At 69.6% G+C, this 16981-nt stretch carries 20 protein-coding genes; 9 read left to right on the top strand and 11 right to left on the bottom strand.

What is annotated here, in order from left to right; all coding sequences use genetic code 11:
* Positions 1 to 21: 21 nt before the first annotated feature.
* Genes BS329_RS10520 through BS329_RS10510 form a run of 3 tightly spaced genes read left to right on the top strand, consistent with a single transcriptional unit; the run spans position 22 to position 3250 of the window.
* Complete coding sequence (locus BS329_RS10520) at positions 22 to 786, top strand: glutaminyl-peptide cyclotransferase (RefSeq protein WP_076158695.1); 765 nt, start codon at positions 22 to 24, stop codon at positions 784 to 786.
* A 51-nt stretch (positions 787 to 837) separates the two neighbouring features.
* On the top strand, positions 838 to 2757 hold the full coding sequence (locus BS329_RS10515; RefSeq protein ID WP_076158693.1) for an MFS transporter: 1920 nt from the start codon (positions 838 to 840) through the stop codon (positions 2755 to 2757).
* A gap of 28 nt (positions 2758 to 2785) precedes the next feature.
* Positions 2786 to 3250: a DUF2771 family protein gene (locus BS329_RS10510; RefSeq protein WP_084749621.1), complete on the top strand. Its 465-nt coding sequence runs from the start codon at positions 2786 to 2788 to the stop codon at positions 3248 to 3250.
* A gap of 177 nt (positions 3251 to 3427) precedes the next feature.
* Here the strand turns inward: BS329_RS10510 and BS329_RS10505 are convergent, their stop codons facing one another.
* Complete coding sequence (locus BS329_RS10505) at positions 3428 to 3814, bottom strand: cold-shock protein (RefSeq protein ID WP_016337551.1); 387 nt, start codon at positions 3812 to 3814, stop codon at positions 3428 to 3430.
* A gap of 132 nt (positions 3815 to 3946) precedes the next feature.
* On the opposite strand from BS329_RS10505, the gene BS329_RS10500 reads away from it, so the two are divergent.
* Positions 3947 to 4192, top strand: coding sequence for a hypothetical protein (locus BS329_RS10500; RefSeq protein WP_076158688.1), 246 nt, complete (start codon positions 3947 to 3949; stop codon positions 4190 to 4192).
* On the opposite strand, the gene BS329_RS10495 is transcribed toward BS329_RS10500, so the two are convergent.
* The gene (locus BS329_RS10495) at positions 4128 to 4781 is read right to left on the bottom strand and encodes an HAD family hydrolase (protein WP_076158685.1); all 654 of its coding nucleotides are present in this window, start codon (positions 4779 to 4781) and stop codon (positions 4128 to 4130) included. The two genes, BS329_RS10500 and BS329_RS10495, sit on opposite strands and share 65 nt — an antisense overlap.
* 93 nt (positions 4782 to 4874) lie before the next feature.
* Here BS329_RS10495 and BS329_RS10490 point away from each other — a divergent pair, with 93 nt between their 5' ends.
* Both BS329_RS10490 and BS329_RS10485 read left to right on the top strand, forming a co-directional pair.
* Positions 4875 to 5486: a TetR/AcrR family transcriptional regulator gene (locus BS329_RS10490; protein ID WP_208619195.1), complete on the top strand. Its 612-nt coding sequence runs from the start codon at positions 4875 to 4877 to the stop codon at positions 5484 to 5486.
* Positions 5483 to 6454, top strand: a complete 972-nt coding sequence (locus BS329_RS10485; RefSeq protein WP_076158683.1) for a R2-like ligand-binding oxidase — start codon at positions 5483 to 5485, stop codon at positions 6452 to 6454. Before BS329_RS10490 ends, BS329_RS10485 begins: the two co-directional genes overlap by 4 nt.
* 13 nt (positions 6455 to 6467) lie before the next feature.
* Here BS329_RS10485 and BS329_RS10480 read toward each other — a convergent pair whose 3' ends face one another.
* On the bottom strand, positions 6468 to 7613 hold the full coding sequence (locus BS329_RS10480) for a hypothetical protein (protein ID WP_076158680.1): 1146 nt from the start codon (positions 7611 to 7613) through the stop codon (positions 6468 to 6470).
* 95 nt (positions 7614 to 7708) lie between these two features.
* Positions 7709 to 9367, bottom strand: a complete 1659-nt coding sequence (locus BS329_RS10475) for an AMP-binding protein (protein WP_076158678.1) — start codon at positions 9365 to 9367, stop codon at positions 7709 to 7711.
* A 139-nt stretch (positions 9368 to 9506) separates the two neighbouring features.
* Between BS329_RS10475 and BS329_RS10470 the strand changes: the two genes are divergently transcribed.
* Together BS329_RS10470 and BS329_RS10465 are read left to right on the top strand one after the other, a co-directional pair.
* A complete protein-coding gene (locus tag BS329_RS10470; RefSeq protein ID WP_076160134.1) occupies positions 9507 to 10268 on the top strand; it encodes a PhzF family phenazine biosynthesis protein in 762 nt (253 codons plus the stop codon).
* Positions 10268 to 10642, top strand: a complete 375-nt coding sequence (locus tag BS329_RS10465; protein ID WP_076158675.1) for a YccF domain-containing protein — start codon at positions 10268 to 10270, stop codon at positions 10640 to 10642. The genes BS329_RS10470 and BS329_RS10465 overlap by 1 nt, the downstream gene beginning before the upstream one ends.
* Before the next feature lie 23 nt (positions 10643 to 10665).
* On the opposite strand, the gene BS329_RS10460 is transcribed toward BS329_RS10465, so the two are convergent.
* The 7 genes from BS329_RS10460 to BS329_RS10430 form a co-directional block, all read right to left on the bottom strand.
* The gene (locus BS329_RS10460; protein ID WP_076158672.1) at positions 10666 to 11481 is read right to left on the bottom strand and encodes a metallophosphoesterase; all 816 of its coding nucleotides are present in this window, start codon (positions 11479 to 11481) and stop codon (positions 10666 to 10668) included.
* Between the two features lie 38 nt (positions 11482 to 11519).
* A complete protein-coding gene (locus BS329_RS10455) occupies positions 11520 to 12314 on the bottom strand; it encodes an HAD-IIA family hydrolase (protein WP_076158669.1) in 795 nt (264 codons plus the stop codon).
* Between the two features lie 10 nt (positions 12315 to 12324).
* Entirely contained in the window at positions 12325 to 13389 is a 1065-nt protein-coding gene (locus tag BS329_RS10450; protein WP_076158666.1) for a sulfate/molybdate ABC transporter ATP-binding protein, read from the bottom strand.
* Positions 13386 to 14153, bottom strand: coding sequence for an ABC transporter permease (locus BS329_RS10445; RefSeq protein WP_076158664.1), 768 nt, complete (start codon positions 14151 to 14153; stop codon positions 13386 to 13388). Before BS329_RS10445 ends, BS329_RS10450 begins: the two co-directional genes overlap by 4 nt.
* Before the next feature lie 85 nt (positions 14154 to 14238).
* Complete coding sequence (gene modA / locus BS329_RS10440; RefSeq protein ID WP_076158661.1) at positions 14239 to 15003, bottom strand: molybdate ABC transporter substrate-binding protein; 765 nt, start codon at positions 15001 to 15003, stop codon at positions 14239 to 14241.
* Positions 15000 to 15404: a TOBE domain-containing protein gene (locus BS329_RS10435; RefSeq protein ID WP_076158658.1), complete on the bottom strand. Its 405-nt coding sequence runs from the start codon at positions 15402 to 15404 to the stop codon at positions 15000 to 15002. Before BS329_RS10435 ends, modA begins: the two co-directional genes overlap by 4 nt.
* 33 nt (positions 15405 to 15437) lie before the next feature.
* Positions 15438 to 15827, bottom strand: coding sequence for a MarR family transcriptional regulator (locus tag BS329_RS10430; RefSeq protein WP_244197099.1), 390 nt, complete (start codon positions 15825 to 15827; stop codon positions 15438 to 15440).
* Between the two features lie 88 nt (positions 15828 to 15915).
* Between BS329_RS10430 and moaA the strand changes: the two genes are divergently transcribed.
* A complete protein-coding gene (gene moaA / locus BS329_RS10425; protein ID WP_076158656.1) occupies positions 15916 to 16980 on the top strand; it encodes a GTP 3',8-cyclase MoaA in 1065 nt (354 codons plus the stop codon).
* Position 16981 lies beyond the last annotated feature (1 nt).

Below are 16981 nucleotides of genomic sequence, written 5' to 3'. Positions count from 1 at the left end.
GAGCCGTGTCAGGCTGTCCGCGTGCGCACGCTGATGACCACCTCGCTCCTGCTGGCCGCCGTCCTCGGTGGCTGCGCCGCCGCGCCGGTGAGCGGCGCCGCCCCGCCCGCGCCGGAGAAACTCGAGGTGCGCGTCCTTTCGTTCCTGCCCCATGACGCGACCGCCTTCACCCAGGGCCTCGAGTTCTCCGGCAAGACGCTGTACGAAGGGACCGGCCTGGCCGGGAAGTCGTCGATGCGGGCCGGGCCCGCGGGCGCGGCGCCATCGGTTCGCCAGGAACTGCCGAGGCTGTTCGGCGAAGGCATCACCGTGCTCGGTGCGACGGCCTGGCAGATCACCTGGAGGGACGGCGTCGCGATCGAACGCGACGCCAAGACGCTGGCCGAACGCAGGCGCGTCGACTACACGGGCGAGGGCTGGGGCCTGTGCCACCACGACGGGCGGCTGGTGATGAGCGACGGCTCGTCGAAGCTGACGTTCCGCGATCCCGTGTCCTTCGCGCCGACAGGCAGCGTCGATGTCGGGCGTGACCAGCTGAACGAACTGGAGTGCGTCGGGGACTCGGTGTACGCGAACGTCTGGCAGACGGACAAGATCCTGCGGATCGACGCCGCGTCCGGGCGGGTCACCGGCGAGATCGACGCGTCGGGGCTCCTCACTCCCGACGAACGAAGCTCCGCCGACGTCCTGAACGGCATCGCGGCGGTGCCCGGCACCGGCGAGTTCCTGCTCACCGGCAAGCTTTGGCCCAAGATGTTCCGGGTGAAGTTCGTCCCCGCTGCCTAGAAAGCAGTGGTAAGCGCGCACGGCGGGTCCCGGGTAAGGCAGGATTGAAGGGTGGGAATCTTCGGCTCGAACTCCAAACCCGACGGCACGCGTTCCGGCCGGTCGGGTAAGGAGCGCGGCCGCAAGAGCAAGCGGAAGTGGACGCCGGAGCCCGGCGCGTCCCAGGCGCGCAGCTGGTCCGCGCCGCCGCCGACCCGGGTCGACCAGCAGCCGGTGCCGCCGGTCCCGCCCCGCCCCCAGCCACAGCCCCACCCGCAGTACCAGCCGTATCCGGCCGGGCCGACCGCCGACGAGGCGCGCACCGGCGCGATCCCGATGGGGCACCACCAGCCTCCGCCTCGGACACCGCCGCGTGGCGCGCGGCCGTATCCCGATCCTTCGCAGCGGCAGACCGAACCCGTCCGGCGTCGTCCCGGTGGGTTCTACGACGAGCGGCCGCCGGGTAGTGGCGAGTACGAGCACTACGACACCGGCGGCTACGCGGGCGAGCCACGCGGAGCCGAGGAAGTGCCGCAGGAGCATCCGACGACGGCTGTCCCGCCGCGGGCGGGCGCGATGCCGAAGCTGCCGAAGAAGATCACGGTCACCCGGGTCGCGGCGATGCGCAGCCGTCAGCTCACCGGGCAGGCCGTCGGCGCGTTCCAGCGCGCGACGAAGGCGGACGGCGCCGACAAATCGGGGCTGACTTCGCTGACGTACGCGGTGATGCTGAACTACGCCAGCGACGCCGCGATGGCGATCGCACTGGCCAACACCCTGTTCTTCGCCGCCACCAGCGGGGAGAGCAAGGGGAAGGTCGCGCTCTACCTGCTCATCACGATCGCCCCGTTCGCGCTGGTGGCGCCGGTGATCGGCCCGGCACTGGACAAGATCCAGCGCGGCCGCAGACTCGCGATGTGCGTGTCTTCGGCCGGTCAGGCACTGATGGCGATCGTGATGGCACTGCACTTCGACGACTGGCTCCTGTACCCGGCGGCGCTGGGCATGATGGTGCTGTCGAAGTCGTTCACCGTGCTCAAGGCGGCGATGACCCCCCGGGTGCTGCCACCCGAGATCACCCTTTCGAAGACGAACGCCCGGCTCACCGTGTTCGGCCTGGTCGCCGCCGGCGTGTTCGGCGCGCTGGCGAGCGGGGTCAACGCGATCTGGGGCTCACAGGGCGCGCTGTGGTTCACCATGCTGATCTGCGTCGCGGCCGCCGTGCAGTCGATGCGGATCCCGTCGTGGGTCGAGAAGACCGAGGGCGAGGTCCCGGCTTCGCTGTCCGCTCATCCCGAACGGCGGATCAAGAAACAGCGGCAGCCGATGGGACGGCAGATCGTCATCTCGCTGTGGGGCAACGGCACCGTCCGCGTGCTGACCGGTTTCCTGATGATGTTCTCCGCGTTCGCGGTGAAGGCGCAGGCCGAGGGCAGCGGGCAGAGCCCGTTCGACCAGTTGCTGCTGCTCGGCCTCATCGGCGCCGCGGCGGGCGCCGGTGGTTTCCTGGGGAACGCGCTGGGCTCGCGGCTGCACTTCGGCAAACCGGATCAAGTGATCCTGGCCTGTGTCGGAGCCTGTTTGGGCATCGCGATCATCGCCACCGTGGCGGCCGGGCTGGCGACGGCGGCAATCGTCGCGCTCGTCGGCGCGACCGCCAGCGCGCTGGCGAAGATCAGTCTCGACGCCGTCATCCAGGAAGACCTGCCGGAAGAGTCTCGCGCTTCGGCGTTCGGGCGGTCCGAGACCGTGCTGCAGATGGCCTGGTGCTTCGGCGGCGCCGTCGGCCTGCTGCTGCCGCCGACGTACTGGATCGGCTTCCTCGTGCTGTCGATCCTGCTGGCCTTCGGCTTCATCCAGACGTTCATGGTCCGGCGCGGGACCTCGCTGATCCCGGGTCTCGGCGGCGACCGGCCGCTGCGCCCCGAGCCGACCAGCGAATCACCCCTTCCGTCGGAGGCCGGTGACTCCCGGTGGCGGCCGGGCTCGTAATCTTCACCGTATGCGGCGACTTCGTATCTTGGCCCTGCTCGCGGCGGGTGGTTTCGTGGTGGCCGGCTGCTCGGCCCCCGGCCCCGAAGAGGTGACCTTCTTCGCCGACGGGGAGACGGTGAACGTCACCCCGCTGGCGTCCTGCGACATCGCGAGCGCCCAGTGCACCACCAAACCCGACGCCGCGGGCAAACTGCGCGTCCGGCCGGGGAAACCGGTGCAGATCTCGGTGCCGAGCGGGATCGCGGAATCGCCGTGGAAGGTCACCGTGCAGTACGTGAACGGCCAAGGTGAGCCGCAGGAACTGAAGCAGGACATCATCACGTCGCTGGACCGGTTCGCCTACACCGTGACGACACCCCGGCCCGACGACCAGATCCTCGTCGTCGAGGTGGCGCAGGCTTCGGTGATCAGCCAGACGGGGCGTCCGGAGGACGCGGAAGCGGTCACCACGGCGATCTGGTCGCTCCAGGTCGAGCCGTCGACCCTTTGAGTTCACCTGGCCGCGAGTGACTGGTGGGGCCACCGGCGGGTCCGGTCTCGCGGGGCCGCGGGGGATCTTGAGGCACCTGGCGTGCCTCGGACCCGACGACGGCTCTGTTATGAACGGTCCGTTCATTACAAGGATTTGTTATGAACGGACCGTTCATAACACCGGCAAGGGCGCCGATCAGGGATCGAGGTCCCGGGCGACGGCGCGCATGATCTCGGCGATCTGCTTGGTGTTCTTGCGGTCCGGGTAGCGGTTGCGCCGCAGGTCCGGCTGCACCTTGAGCTCGAGCAGCTTGATCATGTCCTCGATGAGCCCGTGCAGCTCCTCGGCGGGACGGCGGCGCGCCTCGGCGACCGAGGGCGGCGGGTCCAGCAAGCGGACAGAGAGCGCTTGAGGGCCGCGGCGGCCGTCGGCGACACCGAACTCGAGGCGCTGGCCCGCCTTGAGCCCTTCGACGCCCTGCGGCAGCGCGGCTTTACGGATGTAGACGTCGGCGCCCCCATCCTGGGTGACGAAACCGAAACCCTTCTCCGCGTCGTACCACTTGACCTTGCCGGTCGGCACTTCTCTCACCAATCCTTTGCTGTCCCGCTCACAACGAACGCGCCCGGGGGCGTACCCAGGGCGCGCGTCCCCTAAGCGTATCCCGACACACGCCCTGTGGAGAAGCCGATACCGGCGGATACCCTCTGCTTCATGGAGACCGCAGCAAAGGAGGCCGCCGTGGCCGTCCCCGAAAAGCCCGGCAAACCCGTCCTCATGCGCGTGGGCATCGGCCTGTTCGCGATCGGCATGATCGCCGTCACAGCCGTGTTCGTCCTGTTCGCGGCCGGGCTGGAGAACTTGCCGGTGTGGCTGTCCGCCGCGGCGGGCGTGATCACTCCGCTGGGTCTTGCCCTCGGCCTGATCGCGCTGGTTCGCGAGGCTCGCCGAAAGAGCTGAACCAGCCGGGGAACTCGGTCAGGGAGTCGAACACCACGTCGGCCCCTTCCGCGAGCAGCTCGGCCTTGGTGCACGGGCCCGTCGTGACCCCGACGGGTACCGCGCCCGCCGCCAGCGCGCCGCGGACGTCGCCCAGGTGGTCCCCCACGTAGACACTGGCGCCGTGCTCGGTGAGCGCGGCCGCCTTCTGTGTCGACCACAGCTCTCCGACCAGGACGTCGACCTCGAGACCGAGGGCGTCCAAGTGCAGTTTCGCGTTGGGCCCGTACTTCCCGGTGACGACGACGGTGCGCCCGCCCGCTTCGCGGACCGCGTGCAGTGCTTCGGCCGCGCCTGGCAGCGCCACCGTCACCGGCACGACGGTCTCCGGGTACATCGCGCGGAACCGCGTCACCAGTTCCGGGATGCGCGCTTCCGGTGCCCCGAACCCGCGCAGGCTGTCGTCGAGGGGCGGGCCGAGGTTGGCCGCGAAGAACTCGCCGTCCAGCGGCAGACCGGATTCCACGCCGAGCGCGTTCATCACCGCGACCATGCCCGGCCGCGGATCGATCAGTGTCATGTCGAGGTCGAACCCCACGGTGATGCCCACATCGCCACGGTAGCCGCCACCACCGACAGATTTACATCGGACAGGTACTCGTCAACTTCTTTGACATGGGCGCGTTCTGTGTCAAGCTGGGGTGTGGGCGAGATCACGAGCTTCTCCGATCGGACCAAGGCCTCTCTGCGGGAGGCCCTCCTCGACGCCGCCACCGAACTGCTCGCCGAGCGCGGCTTCACGACGCTGCGGATGGCGGACGTCGCCGCGCACGCCGGGGTGAGCAGGCAGACCGTCTACAACGAGTTCGGCAACAAGGCCGCGCTCGCCCAGGCCGTCGTGCTCCGGACGACATCGGAGTTCCTGGACGGCATCCGGCTGCGCGTCGAGGACGCACAAGACCTCCTCGGCGGGATCCGCGAGGCCGTCGTCTACACGATCGAGCACGCCCGCGAGAACCGTCTCGTCGCCACCGCGCTGGGGACCGGGGCCGGTGAAGACCTCTTGCCGTTGCTCACCACCAGGGGCGAACCGATCCTGACCGTCGCCACCGAGGTCACGGCCGGGCAGTACCGCGAGTTCGAGCCGTCGCTTCCGGCGGGGTCCGCCACGCTCCTGGCGGAGACCGTCGTGCGGCTTTCCCTGTCCCACCTCGTCATGCCGACGCATTCGGCCGACGAGGCGGCGGCATCCGTCGTCGCCGTGCTGGCGCCCGCCATCCGGGCGCTGATCACCGATTCGAAGGGGACGTCATGACCGACACGCTCTCGGAGCTGCGCACCGGTTTTTCCTCACTGCGCAAGGGCGGGCTGAACTGGGACTCGTTCCCGCTGCGGCTGTTCGTCAAGGGCAACGAGAAGTTCTGGAATCCCGCCGACATCGACTTCTCCCGTGAACGCGAGGGCTGGGAAACCCTGAACCCGGAGCAGCGGCGATCGGCGACGTACCTCGTGGCGCAGTTCATCGCGGGGGAAGAAGCTGTCACCGAAGACATCCAGCCGTTCATGCGGGCGATGTCCGCGACCGGCCGGTTCGGCGACGAGATGTACCTGACGCAGTTCTGTTTCGAAGAGGCCAAGCACACCGAGGTGTTCCGGCGCTGGATGGACGCCGTCGGGCTGACCGAGGACCTGCATCCGTACGTCGCCGAGAATCCCCACTACCGCAAGCTTTTCTACGAAGAGCTACCGCGGTCGCTGCGGGCGCTGGAGGACGATCCCAGTCCGCTCAACCAGATCCGCGCGAGTGTCACCTACAACCACGTCGTCGAAGGCAGCCTCGCGCTGACCGGCTACTACTCGTGGCAGCTGATCTGCACGCAACACGACATCCTGCCGGGGATGCAGGAACTCGTGCGCCGCATCGGAGACGACGAACGCCGTCACATGGCCTGGGGCACCTTCACCTGCCGCCGCCACGTCGCCGCCGACGACTCGCTCTGGGACGCGGTGCAGCAACGCATGGGTGAGCTGCTTCCCCACGCGCTCCACATGATCCAGTGGGTGCAGGACCAGTTCGAGGAGGTCCCGTTCGACAACGAGCCGGAGGAGATCATCCAGTACGCGGCCGACCGGGCGCAGCGGCGGCTCGGCGCGATCGAGTCCGCGCGCGGGATGCCGGTGGAGCGGATCGACCTCGACTACTCACCGGAGAACCTCGAAGAGACCTTCGGCGAAGAAGACGCGAAGGCGATCGCAGCGGCCGCGGCCGCTGCGACGGCTTAGCGCGTTCCGGGACCTACCTCGCGGGCCAGTAGACGGCGTGCCAGTTGCCGTCCGCGGCGACCGCGCCGCCCGCGATCGTCCCGTCGGGACCGATCAGCTGCGCGCGGCTGAAACCGCCGCCCGGCAGCGTTCCGAGGTCGGTCCGCACCCCGTTCGCGTCCCAGAGCGCGGCGTTGCCCGCGCGACCGACGATCCGGCCCCGCGGGTCGATGTCTTCGGCCTGGCCGTCGGTACCGGACAGCAGCGTCATCGTCCCGTCACTCGCCCAGCGCACCGGAGCGGGAAGGGAACCGCTCGGGGAATCGACGTAGCCCATTCCCACCGAGACCCCGGAACCGTTGAGCCCCAGTGCCTCCGTGGCGTATGAGTTCAGCCAGCCGAGTTCGGTCATGCGGCCGTCCGCGGTCCACTTCACCGCCGCGTACCGGTCGTTGACCGTGGTCCTGCCGACGATCTCGCCGGAGGCGTTCAGCTCGCCGAACCAGCTGTCCTCGGTGGAGGCGAACATGGTGACCGCGCCGGACGCGTCCCAGCGCAGGACCCGGCGCAGGCCGTCGTCGCCGTGGAGCTGCCCGGCGATGAACCGCCCGTCACGGCTGATCGCGGTCGCGTGGTAGTTGCCCGCCACCGGCGGGGCGGCGAGCACCGTGACGTTCCCGGACGGGTCCCAGCGCAGCCCGTGCTGACGGCTGCCGGCGTCCTGACCCGATCCGACGATGACGCCGAGCGTGCTGATCCCCGTCGCCTCCCAGGTCCGGCCGCCCGGCGACGCGGGCAGTTCGGTGATCGCGCCGTCCGGCGACCAGCGCACGGCCCGCGTGCTCAGGTCCCGTCCGGTCGAGTTGCCGACGGCCACCCCGGTCCCGTTGATCGCTTTCGGCGAGCCGAAACCGCCGCCCAGTGACGGCAGCACGGAGATCCGGCCGGTCCGGTCCCATTTCACCGCCGTGCAGAAATGTGTGTGCGGCTCGGTGCCGCAGGACTCCCCGACGAGCTGCCCGCGGTCGCCGACCGCCGTCACCGTCGTCAGCTCGTCACCGGGCAGGAGACCGAGATCGACCGGGCCCGCCGCCGCGCTCGCGACCGCGGGAAGGGAGAGCGGAAGAGCCGCGGCCACCGCGAGCGTGGCCAGTAGACGTTTACCCTGGTGGATGGACATGTTTCCCCTAGGCGGCCCCCACCGTCCCGCGCTCTGCGGAACTTCCTGCCGCACCAAGAACACGCCTCAGCGCTGTGACAGGTTGCCTTGAAGTGTCAAGCGTGTCGGACCGAGGCCGCCGCCTCCAGTCCGAGGATGCCGATCGCTCGCTCCCGCATTTCGACCTTGCGCACCTTGCCGGTCACCGTCATCGGGAAATCCTCGACGACGTGGACGTAGCGCGGGATCTTGTAGCGCGCCAGCTTCCCCTCGCAGAACTCCCGCAGCGCCTCGGTCGTCAGCGGTGACGCGCCCTCGCGCAGGCGGACCCACGCCATCAGTTCCTCGCCGTACTTCACGTCGGGGACACCGATGACCTGTGCGTCGAGGATGTCCGGGTGGGTGTAGAGGAACTCTTCGATCTCACGCGGGTACAGGTTCTCCCCGCCGCGGATGACCATGTCCTTGATCCGGCCGGCGATGGTGACGTACCCGTCGGCGTCCATGATCGCGAGGTCACCGGTGTGCATCCACCGCGCCGCGTCGATCGCCTCGGCCGTCTTGTCCGCCTGCTCCCAGTAGCCGAGCATCACCGAGTAGCCGCGCGTGCAGAGTTCGCCCGGCTCCTCGCGCGGCACGGTCAGCCCGGTCTCCGGATCGACGACCTTGACCTCCAGATGCGGCCCGACCCGCCCGACCGTCGACACCCGCCGCTCCACCGAATCGTCCGCACGGGTCTGCGTGGACACCGGCGACGTCTCGGTCATGCCGTAGCAGATCGACACCTCCGCCATGCCCATCCGGTCGATGACCTGCTTCATCACCTCGACCGGGCAGGGCGAGCCCGCCATGATCCCGGTGCGCAGTGAGGAGAGGTCATAGGACTCGAAGTCCGGGTCGGCCAGTTCGGCGATGAACATCGTCGGAACCCCGTACAGGGACGTGCATTTCTCGGCCGCGACGGCTTCGAGCGTGGCCTTCGGTTCGAACGCGGGCGCCGGGATGACCATGCACGCGCCGTGGCTGGTGGCGGCGAGATTGCCCATCACCATGCCGAAGCAGTGGTAGAAGGGCACGGGGATGCACACCTTGTCGGCTTCGGTGTAGTCGCAGAGTTCGCCGACGAAGTAACCGTTGTTCAGGATGTTGTGGTGGCTCAGCGTGGCGCCCTTGGGGAAGCCCGTCGTGCCGGAGGTGTACTGGATGTTGATCGGGTCGTCCGCGGAAAGCTCGCTCCGCCGCTCGGCCAGCGACGCGCGGTCGGCCTTGCCGCCGATCTCCAGCAGCGACGGCCACGCGGGGCTGTCGAGCAGCACGACGTGTTCCAGTGCCGGGCAGTTCGGCCCGGCTTCGGCGATCATGCCCGCGTAATCCGAGGTCTTGAACGAGTTCGCGGCCACGATGAGCTTGATCCCGGCCTGGTTCAGCACGTACTCGAGTTCGTGCGAACGGTACGCCGGGTTGATGGTGACCAGGATCGCGCCGATCTTCGCGCATCCGTACTGAGTGAGCGTCCACTCCGCGCGGTTCGGCGACCAGATGCCGACACGGTCACCCTTCGCGACGCCGAGGTCCAGCAGACCGAGCGCGAGCGCGTCCACGTCGGCGGCGAGTTCGGCGTAGGTCCAGCGCTTCCCCGCCGCGCGGTCGACCAGAGCGTCACGGTCGCCGAAGGCGGCGACGGTGCGATCGAAGTTGTCGCCGATGGTGTCCCCCAGCAGCGGGGCGGCCGAGATTCCCGATGCATAGCTCGGTGAAGCGAGGGCGTCGGGCATGGAGACTCCTGCGTTCGGCGGCATCGACGCGTCGAGTCTAGAAAGCCCCGGTGACCAGGGCCACCGGCAAGTGGAGAGCCGCGACACCTCGGGGGAAACCCGGAGGCCGGGCTCCCGGATGCCCGTTATCGTCGTGGACATGCGCCTCTACATCGTCGACGCCTTCACCTCCGAGGCCTTCGCCGGCAACTCCGCCGGTGTCGTGCTGCTGGACTCGCCGGGCGACGCGGGTTGGATGCGGTCCGTCGCGGCCGAGTTGAAGCACGCCGAAACGGCCTTCGTCGAGGTCAGCGGTGAAGGGCCGAAGTCGCTTCGCTGGTTCACGCCGGAGACCGAGGTCGACCTGTGCGGGCACGCGACGCTGGCGACCACGCACGTCCTGGGCGGCGAGCAGATCTTCACGACGAGAAGCGGCGAGTTGCGCTGCCGTGCCGAGGACGGCTGGGTGTCGATGGACTTCCCGGCGGATCCGCCCCGGGAATCGGACGACGACCTGTCCTCGATCCTGCCGGGTGTCTCCCTCGAGTACGTCGGACGTGGCCGCCAGAGCCTGTTCGCGGTGGTGGACGACGCCGCGGTGGTCCGATCGCTCGCTCCGGACCTGGCCGCGCTGCGCACGCACTGGACCGGGCGGCTGATGGTCACCGCCCCGGGTGATCTTGACGGAATCGACTTCGTCACCCGGTACTTCGCGCCGGGCATCGGCATCGACGAGGACCCGGTGACCGGCTCCGCGCATTGCGTCCTGGCGCCGTACTGGGCCGCACGCCTCGGCCGGGACGACCTCGTCGGTGAGCAGGCCTCGGCGCGCGGTGGCATCGTGCGGATGAAATCCGAAGGCGGCCGCATCCTGCTTTCGGGGCAAGCGGTCACCGTGGCCAGTGGGGAGTTGCACGTCTGATGCGCCTGATCCTGAACGTCGTCTGGCTCGTGCTGTGCGGGCTGTGGATGGCACTCGGCTACGTCGTCGCCGGCGTCATCTGCTGCATCCTGATCGTCACCATCCCGTTCGGGCTGGCGTCGTTCCGGATCGCGGCCTACGCGCTGTGGCCGTTCGGCCGCACCGTGGTCGACCGGCACGACGCCGGGGCGCCCTCCACGATCGGCAACGTCGTCTGGTTCCTCTTCGCCGGGCTGTGGCTCGCGATCGGGCACGTGCTGACCGGAGTGGCGCTGTGCGTCACGATCATCGGGATCCCGCTGGGCGTGGCGAACTTCAAGATGATCCCGGTCTCGCTGATGCCGCTGGGCAAGGAGATCGTGGAGCTGCCGTAAGGCGTGCCGGCCGTGCGCTCGGCTCAGTCTTCGGGCCGCCACGGCAGGGAAATGATCAGGCAAGGGCCGCCGACGAACAACCCGCCGTCGATCCCCAGCGCCTTCCCGCCCGCGTAGAGATAAGGCCCCTCGATCTGCGCCGGGTGGATGCCGAGCTGGTCGGCGATGACGCTGTGCCCGTGCACGATCCGCTCGCCGCCGAGCCGGTCCATCAGCTGCTGCGCGACGCCGGCGCCTTCCGGGCCGCGGAAGGCGTACCGCGTGGTCATCCGCCGCCACACGTCCCACCAGGCCTGGATGTCGCTGCCTTCGAGGATCTCGCGGCCGTGCGCGTTGATCTCGTCGATGCCGGCGCCCCAGTCGAGGTACTCGAGCGTGTCCGAGTGCATCAGCAGGTGGTCGGCGGCCAGCGTCAGCATCGGGCGCGACGTCAGCCATTCGATATGCTGCGGCGTGAGCCGGTCCTGGTCGGCGAGCAGCCCGCCGTTGATCTCCCAGCTGCGCGCGAAGCTGCGCGGCCCGAAGTCGGACGGCACCTCCGTGTCGCCGAAGTGGTACATCCCGAGCAGCAGGATCTCGTGGTTGCCCAGCAGCGTCCCGCAGTGCCCGCCCGCCTTGGCCGCCTGCCGTTCCAGCCGCATCACCAGGTCGATGACGCCGACGCCGTCGGGGCCCCGGTCGACGAAGTCGCCGAGGAACCAGAGGGTCGCTTCACCACCGGCCCAGTCGTCGTCGGCGTCGAGCAGCCCCTTCTCCCGGAGCGCCCCGGCCAGCTCGTCCCGGTGTCCGTGCACGTCACCGACCACATAGGTCGGGGACGGAGGCTGATCGTCGTGCATCTCTGTGACGATAATCCCTGCTCCCGCCGCCGCCTCGCTCAGCCTTCGCCGAACGGGTCGCCGGTGCGCCCGACCAGATCGGCGATCGAGTCGATGATCTTGGTCGGCCGGTACGGGTAGTGCTCGGCGCTTTCCCGGCTGGAGATGCCGGTCAGCACCAGGATCGTCTGCAATCCGGCCTCGATTCCCGAGTGGACGTCGGTGTCCATCCGGTCGCCGATCATCAGCGTCGACTCCGAATGCGCGCCGAGCCGCCGCAGCGCCGAGCGCATCATCAGCGGGTTCGGCTTGCCGACGTAGTACGGCGAACGGCCGGTCGCCTTTTCGATCAGCGCGGCGACCGAGCCGGTGGCGGGCATGGAGCCCTCCACGCTGGGGCCGGTGGCGTCGGGGTTGGTGGCGATGAACTTCGCGCCGCCCTCGATGAGCCTGATCGCGCGGGTTATCGCGCTGAAGCTGTACGTGCGCGTCTCGCCGAGGACGACGTAGTCCGGGTCGCGTTCGGTCAGCACGTAGCCGACCTCGTGCAACGCCGTGGTGAGCCCGGCCTCGCCGATCACGAACGCCGAGCCGTTCGGCCGCTGCGACGCGAGGAACTTCGCGGTCGCCAGCGCGGAGGTCCAGATGGCCTCCTCGGGGATGTCGAGACCGGTCCGCTCGAGCCTCGCCCGCAGGTCACGCGGGGTATAGATCGAGTTGTTGGTCAGCACCAGGAAGCCGACGTCGTTGGCGCGCAGCTCCTTGAGGAACTCGTCCGCGCCGGGCACGAGGTGCTCCTCCTTGACCAGCACGCCATCCATGTCGCTGAGGTACGTCCAACGGCGCTCGTTCATGCCGCTGAGTTTAGTGATCCGCGACGGCGTGAACAGCCACGGACGCCGCCTTGACCGAAAGGTTGACCGGGGTCCCGGGTTCGAGCGCCAGTTCGGCGACCGCGGCGGGGGTCAGATCGGCGGCGAGACCGGCCGCCCAGTCGTCACCGCGGGCCCGGACGCGGATCACCGGTCCGTGTGGTTCGAGCGCGTCCACGATTCCCTCGACGGTGTTGCGCGGACTGCCGCGGTGCTCGCCTTCCCGCAGGTACACGGCGACGGCGCTGGGCGCGAAAACGGCCACGGCCGCTTCGCCCGCGACGACGTCCTTCGCCGGAATCCCCGCCAAGTGCCCGCCTGACGTGCGCAAACCACTCTCGACGGCGACGCCGGGCACCAGGTTCAGCCCGGCGATCCGCGCGGTGAACGCCGTGCGCGGCGCCGCGAGGACTTTCCGGGTCTCGCCGCGTTCGACGATCCGGCCGCCGCCGAGGACGGCGACGTGATCGGCCAGCGCCAGCGCGTCGAGCGGGTCGTGGGTGACCAGCACGGTCGGCGGCCCGGAGCGCAAAACCCGCCGGAGCAGGCCGCGGATGGCGGGCGCCGCGTCGACGTCGAGAGCGGCGAAAGGCTCGTCGAGCAGCAGAAGTCCCGGCTCGGCAGCCAGTGCCCGCGCGATCGCGACCCGCTGCGCCTGGCCGCCGGAGAGCTGCGCGGGCTTGCGATCGGCCAGTTCGAGCGCGTCCACTTCGGTCAGCCACTCCCGCGCACGCCGCTTCGCCTCCGCGCGTCCGGCGCCGGTCGAACGCGGCGCGAAGGCGACGTTGTCCAAAGCGGACAGATGCGGGAAGAGCAGGGCGTCCTGGGACAGCAGGCCGATGCCGCGCGCGTGCGGCGGCAGGCCCGCCAGGCCGCGGCCGTCCAAGGTGATCCGCGCCCGATCCGGGCGGAGCAGCCCGGCGAGGCACCCGAGCACACTGGACTTCCCCGACCCGTTCGGGCCGAGCAGGGCGAGCACACCGCCGTCGGGAACGTCGAACTCGACGTCCAAAGCGAACTCGCCGCGCCGGAGGGCGATCTCGGCCGAAAGGGTCACGACCGGACTCCTTCGAGCGCGCGCGGCCGGGCGAGCGCGATCACCGCGACGGCGACCAGGATGAGCAGCAGCGCGAGCGCCACGGCGCTGTCGACGTCGACCTCGGCCTGGGTGTAGACCTCGAGCGGCAGGGTCCGGGTCACGCCTTCGAGGCTGCCCGCGAAGGTGATCGTGGCGCCGAACTCGCCCAAGGCCCGCGCGAAGCTCAGCACGATCCCCGAACCGAGTGCGGGCATCAGCAGCGGCAGCGTGACCCGGCGGAACACCGTCCACGGCTTCGCGCCGAGCGTCGAGGCGACCCGTTCGTAGCGGTCACCGGCGCCGCGCAGGGCGCCTTCGAGGCTCACCACGAGGAACGGCATCGCGACGAACGTCTGCGCGATGACCACCGCGGCCGTGGTGAACGGCACCTGCTCACCGGTCAAAGCGGTCACCAGGATGCCGAGGAAACCCTTGCGGCCCAGCAGGTACAGCAGCGCGAGCCCGCCGACCACCGGCGGCAGGACCAGCGGTAGCAGCACCACCGCGCGCAGTACGCGGATGCCTCGCGCCCTCGAGCGCGCGAGGACGACGGCTAGCGGGACGCCGAACAGCACGCAGGCCACAGTGGACAGTCCGGCCGTGACCAGCGAGAGCTTGAGCGCGTTCAGCGACGACGGCGAAGCGATGAGACCCGGGAACCGGCTCAGATCCGAGCGCGCCAGCAGGCCGACGACCGGCAGCACCACCAGCGCCAGCGCGCATACGGCCGGCGGCCAGAGCACCCACGGGACCCCGGCCCCCGCGTTTCGTCCTCTAGTTGCGGTAGATGCACGCGCATCTACCGCAACTAGAGGACGAAACGCGGGATCAGGGCGCGCCAAAACCGACCTTCGCCAGTTCCTTCTTGCCCTCCGCGCTGAGGACGAAGTCCCTGAACAGCCCGGCGAGCCGCGCCTCGGGAGCGTCTTTCACCACCGCGATCGGGTAGTCGTTGATCGCGCCTGCCGACTCGGGGAAGTCCACCTTGTCCACCTTCCCGGCGGCCGACGTCGCGTCGGTGACGTAGACGAGACCGGCGTCGGCGTCGCCCGACTGCACCTTCGCGAGCACCGACTTGACGTCCTGCTCCTCACTCGCCGGCTTGAGCGTGACCCCGGACGACTGCTGAACCTTCTTCGCCGCCGACCCGCACGGCACCTGCGGCGCGCAGACGACCACGGTCAGCCCGTCCTTCGCCAGGTCCGCGAACCCCTTGGTGCCCTTGGGGTTGCCCTTGCCGACGGCGATGGCGAGCCGGTTGGTGGCGAACACCGACGGCTGCCCGTCGATCACCTCGCCCTTGGCGGCCTTGTCCATATTGGCCTGGTCGGCGGAGGCGAACACGTCCGCCTTCGCGCCCTGGGTCAGCTTCTGGACCAGCGCCGAGGAGCCCTCGAAGCTGAACTTCACGGTGACCCCGGAGTTCCGCGCCTCGAACTGCTTCCCCAGCTTCCCGAAGGACTCGGTCAGCGACGCCGCCGCGAACACGGTCAACGTCCTCGCCTCGGCCTTCGCGGCGACGGGCTGCTCCGAAGAACCGCAGGCCGTCGCGGCCAGCGCCAGCGCGAGCAGTGCGGGGGCAAGTCTCCTCATCGGCTTCCTTCCGGGGTTTCGATCACGACGGTGGTCGCCTTGACGACGGCGACCGCGAGCACTCCCGGCCGCAGCCCGAGTTCGCGAACGGCTTCGGCACTCATCAGGGAGACCACGCGGTGCGGACCGCACTGCAGTTCGACCTGCGCCATCACCTTGTCCGTGATGACCTCGGTGACCAGGCCGACGAACCGGTTGCGCGCGGAACGGCCGACGTTCGAGGGATCCTCGGGCTGCTCGGCCTGCGCCTTGGCGAACGCGGCGAGTTCGGCGCCGTCGACGACCTTGCGGCCCGCCGAGTCGTCGAACGCGCTCAACTGGCCGGCGCGCACCCAGCGGCGGACGGTGTCATCGCTGACTCCGAGCAGGCGAGCGGCTTCAGACAACCGAAATTGCGGCATGACCGGAGGATACTTGGCGCAGATGCGGAAAAGCTATGGACGCGAGGAATTGCCATAGCGGGCGAAGGCCATCGAGTAGCGCGCTCCGGAAACGCTCGAGCACTTTCCGCTCCGCCGGGGAGGGCTCCTCGAGGCGGATTCGAAGAGCGGCGCGTGGCGGTCCATGGCGCCGGGAACGACCTTCTCGAGTCTGTCCATGACGGCGGTCACAGCGCCTGTCGGCAGGCCGGTCAGTTCGGCGATCCTGCCCGGTGTCAACGGTCCCGGCGTCTGGCCGATGAGTTCGAGGACGTCGTGGTCGGTGGCCGACAGGCCCCTCCGCTCGGCGATCCTGGCGTGCCGGAGCACGGTCAGCGTGCCGCCTTCCCTGCCGGGATGGGCGAAGCGGGCCATTTCCTCCGCCGAGAGCGGGTATTTCGCCATCCGGCAAACCCTTCGGGAGAAACCGATTCGCTGCGAAATACATTCCAGACAGTCGGTTTTCGCCCGCATCGGGGTTAGTGTGGTGGTAATGACAGCAGTCGATCTCGGGTTTCCCCGTGTCCCCGGTACACGTGGTCGCCCCGCCGTGCCCAGGCCGGACAACCCAGCCCTGATCGACACCTTCGGCCGGGTCGCGACCGACCTGAGGGTGTCGCTCACCGACAAGTGCAATCTGCGCTGCACCTACTGCATGCCCGCCGAAGGGCTCGAATGGATGCCGAGCGCGGACGTGCTGACCGACGACGAACTCGTGTTCCTGTTGCGGGTCGCCGTCGAACGGCTCGGCGTCACCGACATCCGGCTCACCGGCGGCGAACCCTTGCTGCGCCAGGGCCTGGAGCACGTCGTCGAGCGGATCGCGGCGCTCGAACCGCGGCCGCGGCTTTCCATGACCACCAACGGGATCGGCCTCGCGAAGCGCGCGAAGGCGCTCGCCTCGGCCGGGCTGGACCGCATCAACGTCTCGTTGGACACCGTCGACCGCGCGCTGTTCGAGACGATCACGCGTCGCGACAGGCTGCCCCACGTGCTCGCCGGCATGGCCGCGGCCCGCGAGGCCGGGCTGGACCCGGTGAAGGTCAACGCGGTGCTGATGCGCGGGCTGAACGAGGACCAGGCCGTGCCACTGCTGCGGTTCTGCCTCGACGAGGGCTACCACCTGCGCTTCATCGAGCAGATGCCGCTGGACGCGCAGCACGGCTGGAACCGGCGCGACATGATCACCGCCGACGAGATCCTCGGCATGCTCGGCGAGGCGTTCTCCCTGTCCCCGTTCCCCGCCGCGCGCGGCGGGGCGCCCGCCGAACGCTGGCTGGTCGACGGCGGGCCGGGCGACGTCGGCGTGATCGGCTCGGTGACGAGGCCGTTCTGCGGCGCCTGCGAGCGCACGAGGCTGACCGCCGACGGCGCGGTGCGGTCCTGCCTGTTCAGCAACGACGAGACGGACCTGCGCGCCCTCGTGCGCGCGGGCGCGCGCGAAGAAGAGGTGGCGGACGCGTGGCGGGCGACCATGTGGGGCAAGCTCGCCGGGCACGAGATCAACGAGGCCGGCTTCGCGCAGCCGATCCGGCCGATGAGCGCGATCGGCGGCTGAC

The sequence above is a fragment of the Amycolatopsis coloradensis genome, from assembly GCF_001953865.1.
Taxonomy (GTDB): domain Bacteria; phylum Actinomycetota; class Actinomycetes; order Mycobacteriales; family Pseudonocardiaceae; genus Amycolatopsis; species Amycolatopsis coloradensis.
The sequence above is the reverse complement of the archived record's forward strand: the minus strand, read 5'-3'. Positions and strand labels throughout refer to the sequence as shown.

Bases quoted from the DNA above. Each gene is read 5' to 3' on its own strand.
- moaA (WP_076158656.1), top strand. From the start codon at position 15,916: ATGACAGCAGTCGATCTCGGGTTTCCCCGTGTCCCCGGTACACGTGGT.
- modA (WP_076158661.1), bottom strand. From the start codon at position 15,003: ATGAGGAGACTTGCCCCCGCACTGCTCGCGCTGGCGCTGGCCGCGACG.
- BS329_RS10455 (WP_076158669.1), bottom strand. From the start codon at position 12,314: ATGAACGAGCGCCGTTGGACGTACCTCAGCGACATGGATGGCGTGCTG.
- BS329_RS10480 (WP_076158680.1), bottom strand. From the start codon at position 7,613: ATGTCCATCCACCAGGGTAAACGTCTACTGGCCACGCTCGCGGTGGCC.
- BS329_RS10500 (WP_076158688.1), top strand. From the start codon at position 3,947: ATGGAGACCGCAGCAAAGGAGGCCGCCGTGGCCGTCCCCGAAAAGCCC.
- BS329_RS10435 (WP_076158658.1), bottom strand. From the start codon at position 15,404: ATGCCGCAATTTCGGTTGTCTGAAGCCGCTCGCCTGCTCGGAGTCAGC.
- BS329_RS10460 (WP_076158672.1), bottom strand. From the start codon at position 11,481: ATGCACGACGATCAGCCTCCGTCCCCGACCTATGTGGTCGGTGACGTG.
- BS329_RS10475 (WP_076158678.1), bottom strand. From the start codon at position 9,367: ATGCCCGACGCCCTCGCTTCACCGAGCTATGCATCGGGAATCTCGGCC.
- BS329_RS10485 (WP_076158683.1), top strand. From the start codon at position 5,483: ATGACCGACACGCTCTCGGAGCTGCGCACCGGTTTTTCCTCACTGCGC.
- BS329_RS10465 (WP_076158675.1), top strand. From the start codon at position 10,268: ATGCGCCTGATCCTGAACGTCGTCTGGCTCGTGCTGTGCGGGCTGTGG.
- BS329_RS10430 (WP_244197099.1), bottom strand. From the start codon at position 15,827: ATGGCGAAATACCCGCTCTCGGCGGAGGAAATGGCCCGCTTCGCCCAT.
- BS329_RS10470 (WP_076160134.1), top strand. From the start codon at position 9,507: ATGCGCCTCTACATCGTCGACGCCTTCACCTCCGAGGCCTTCGCCGGC.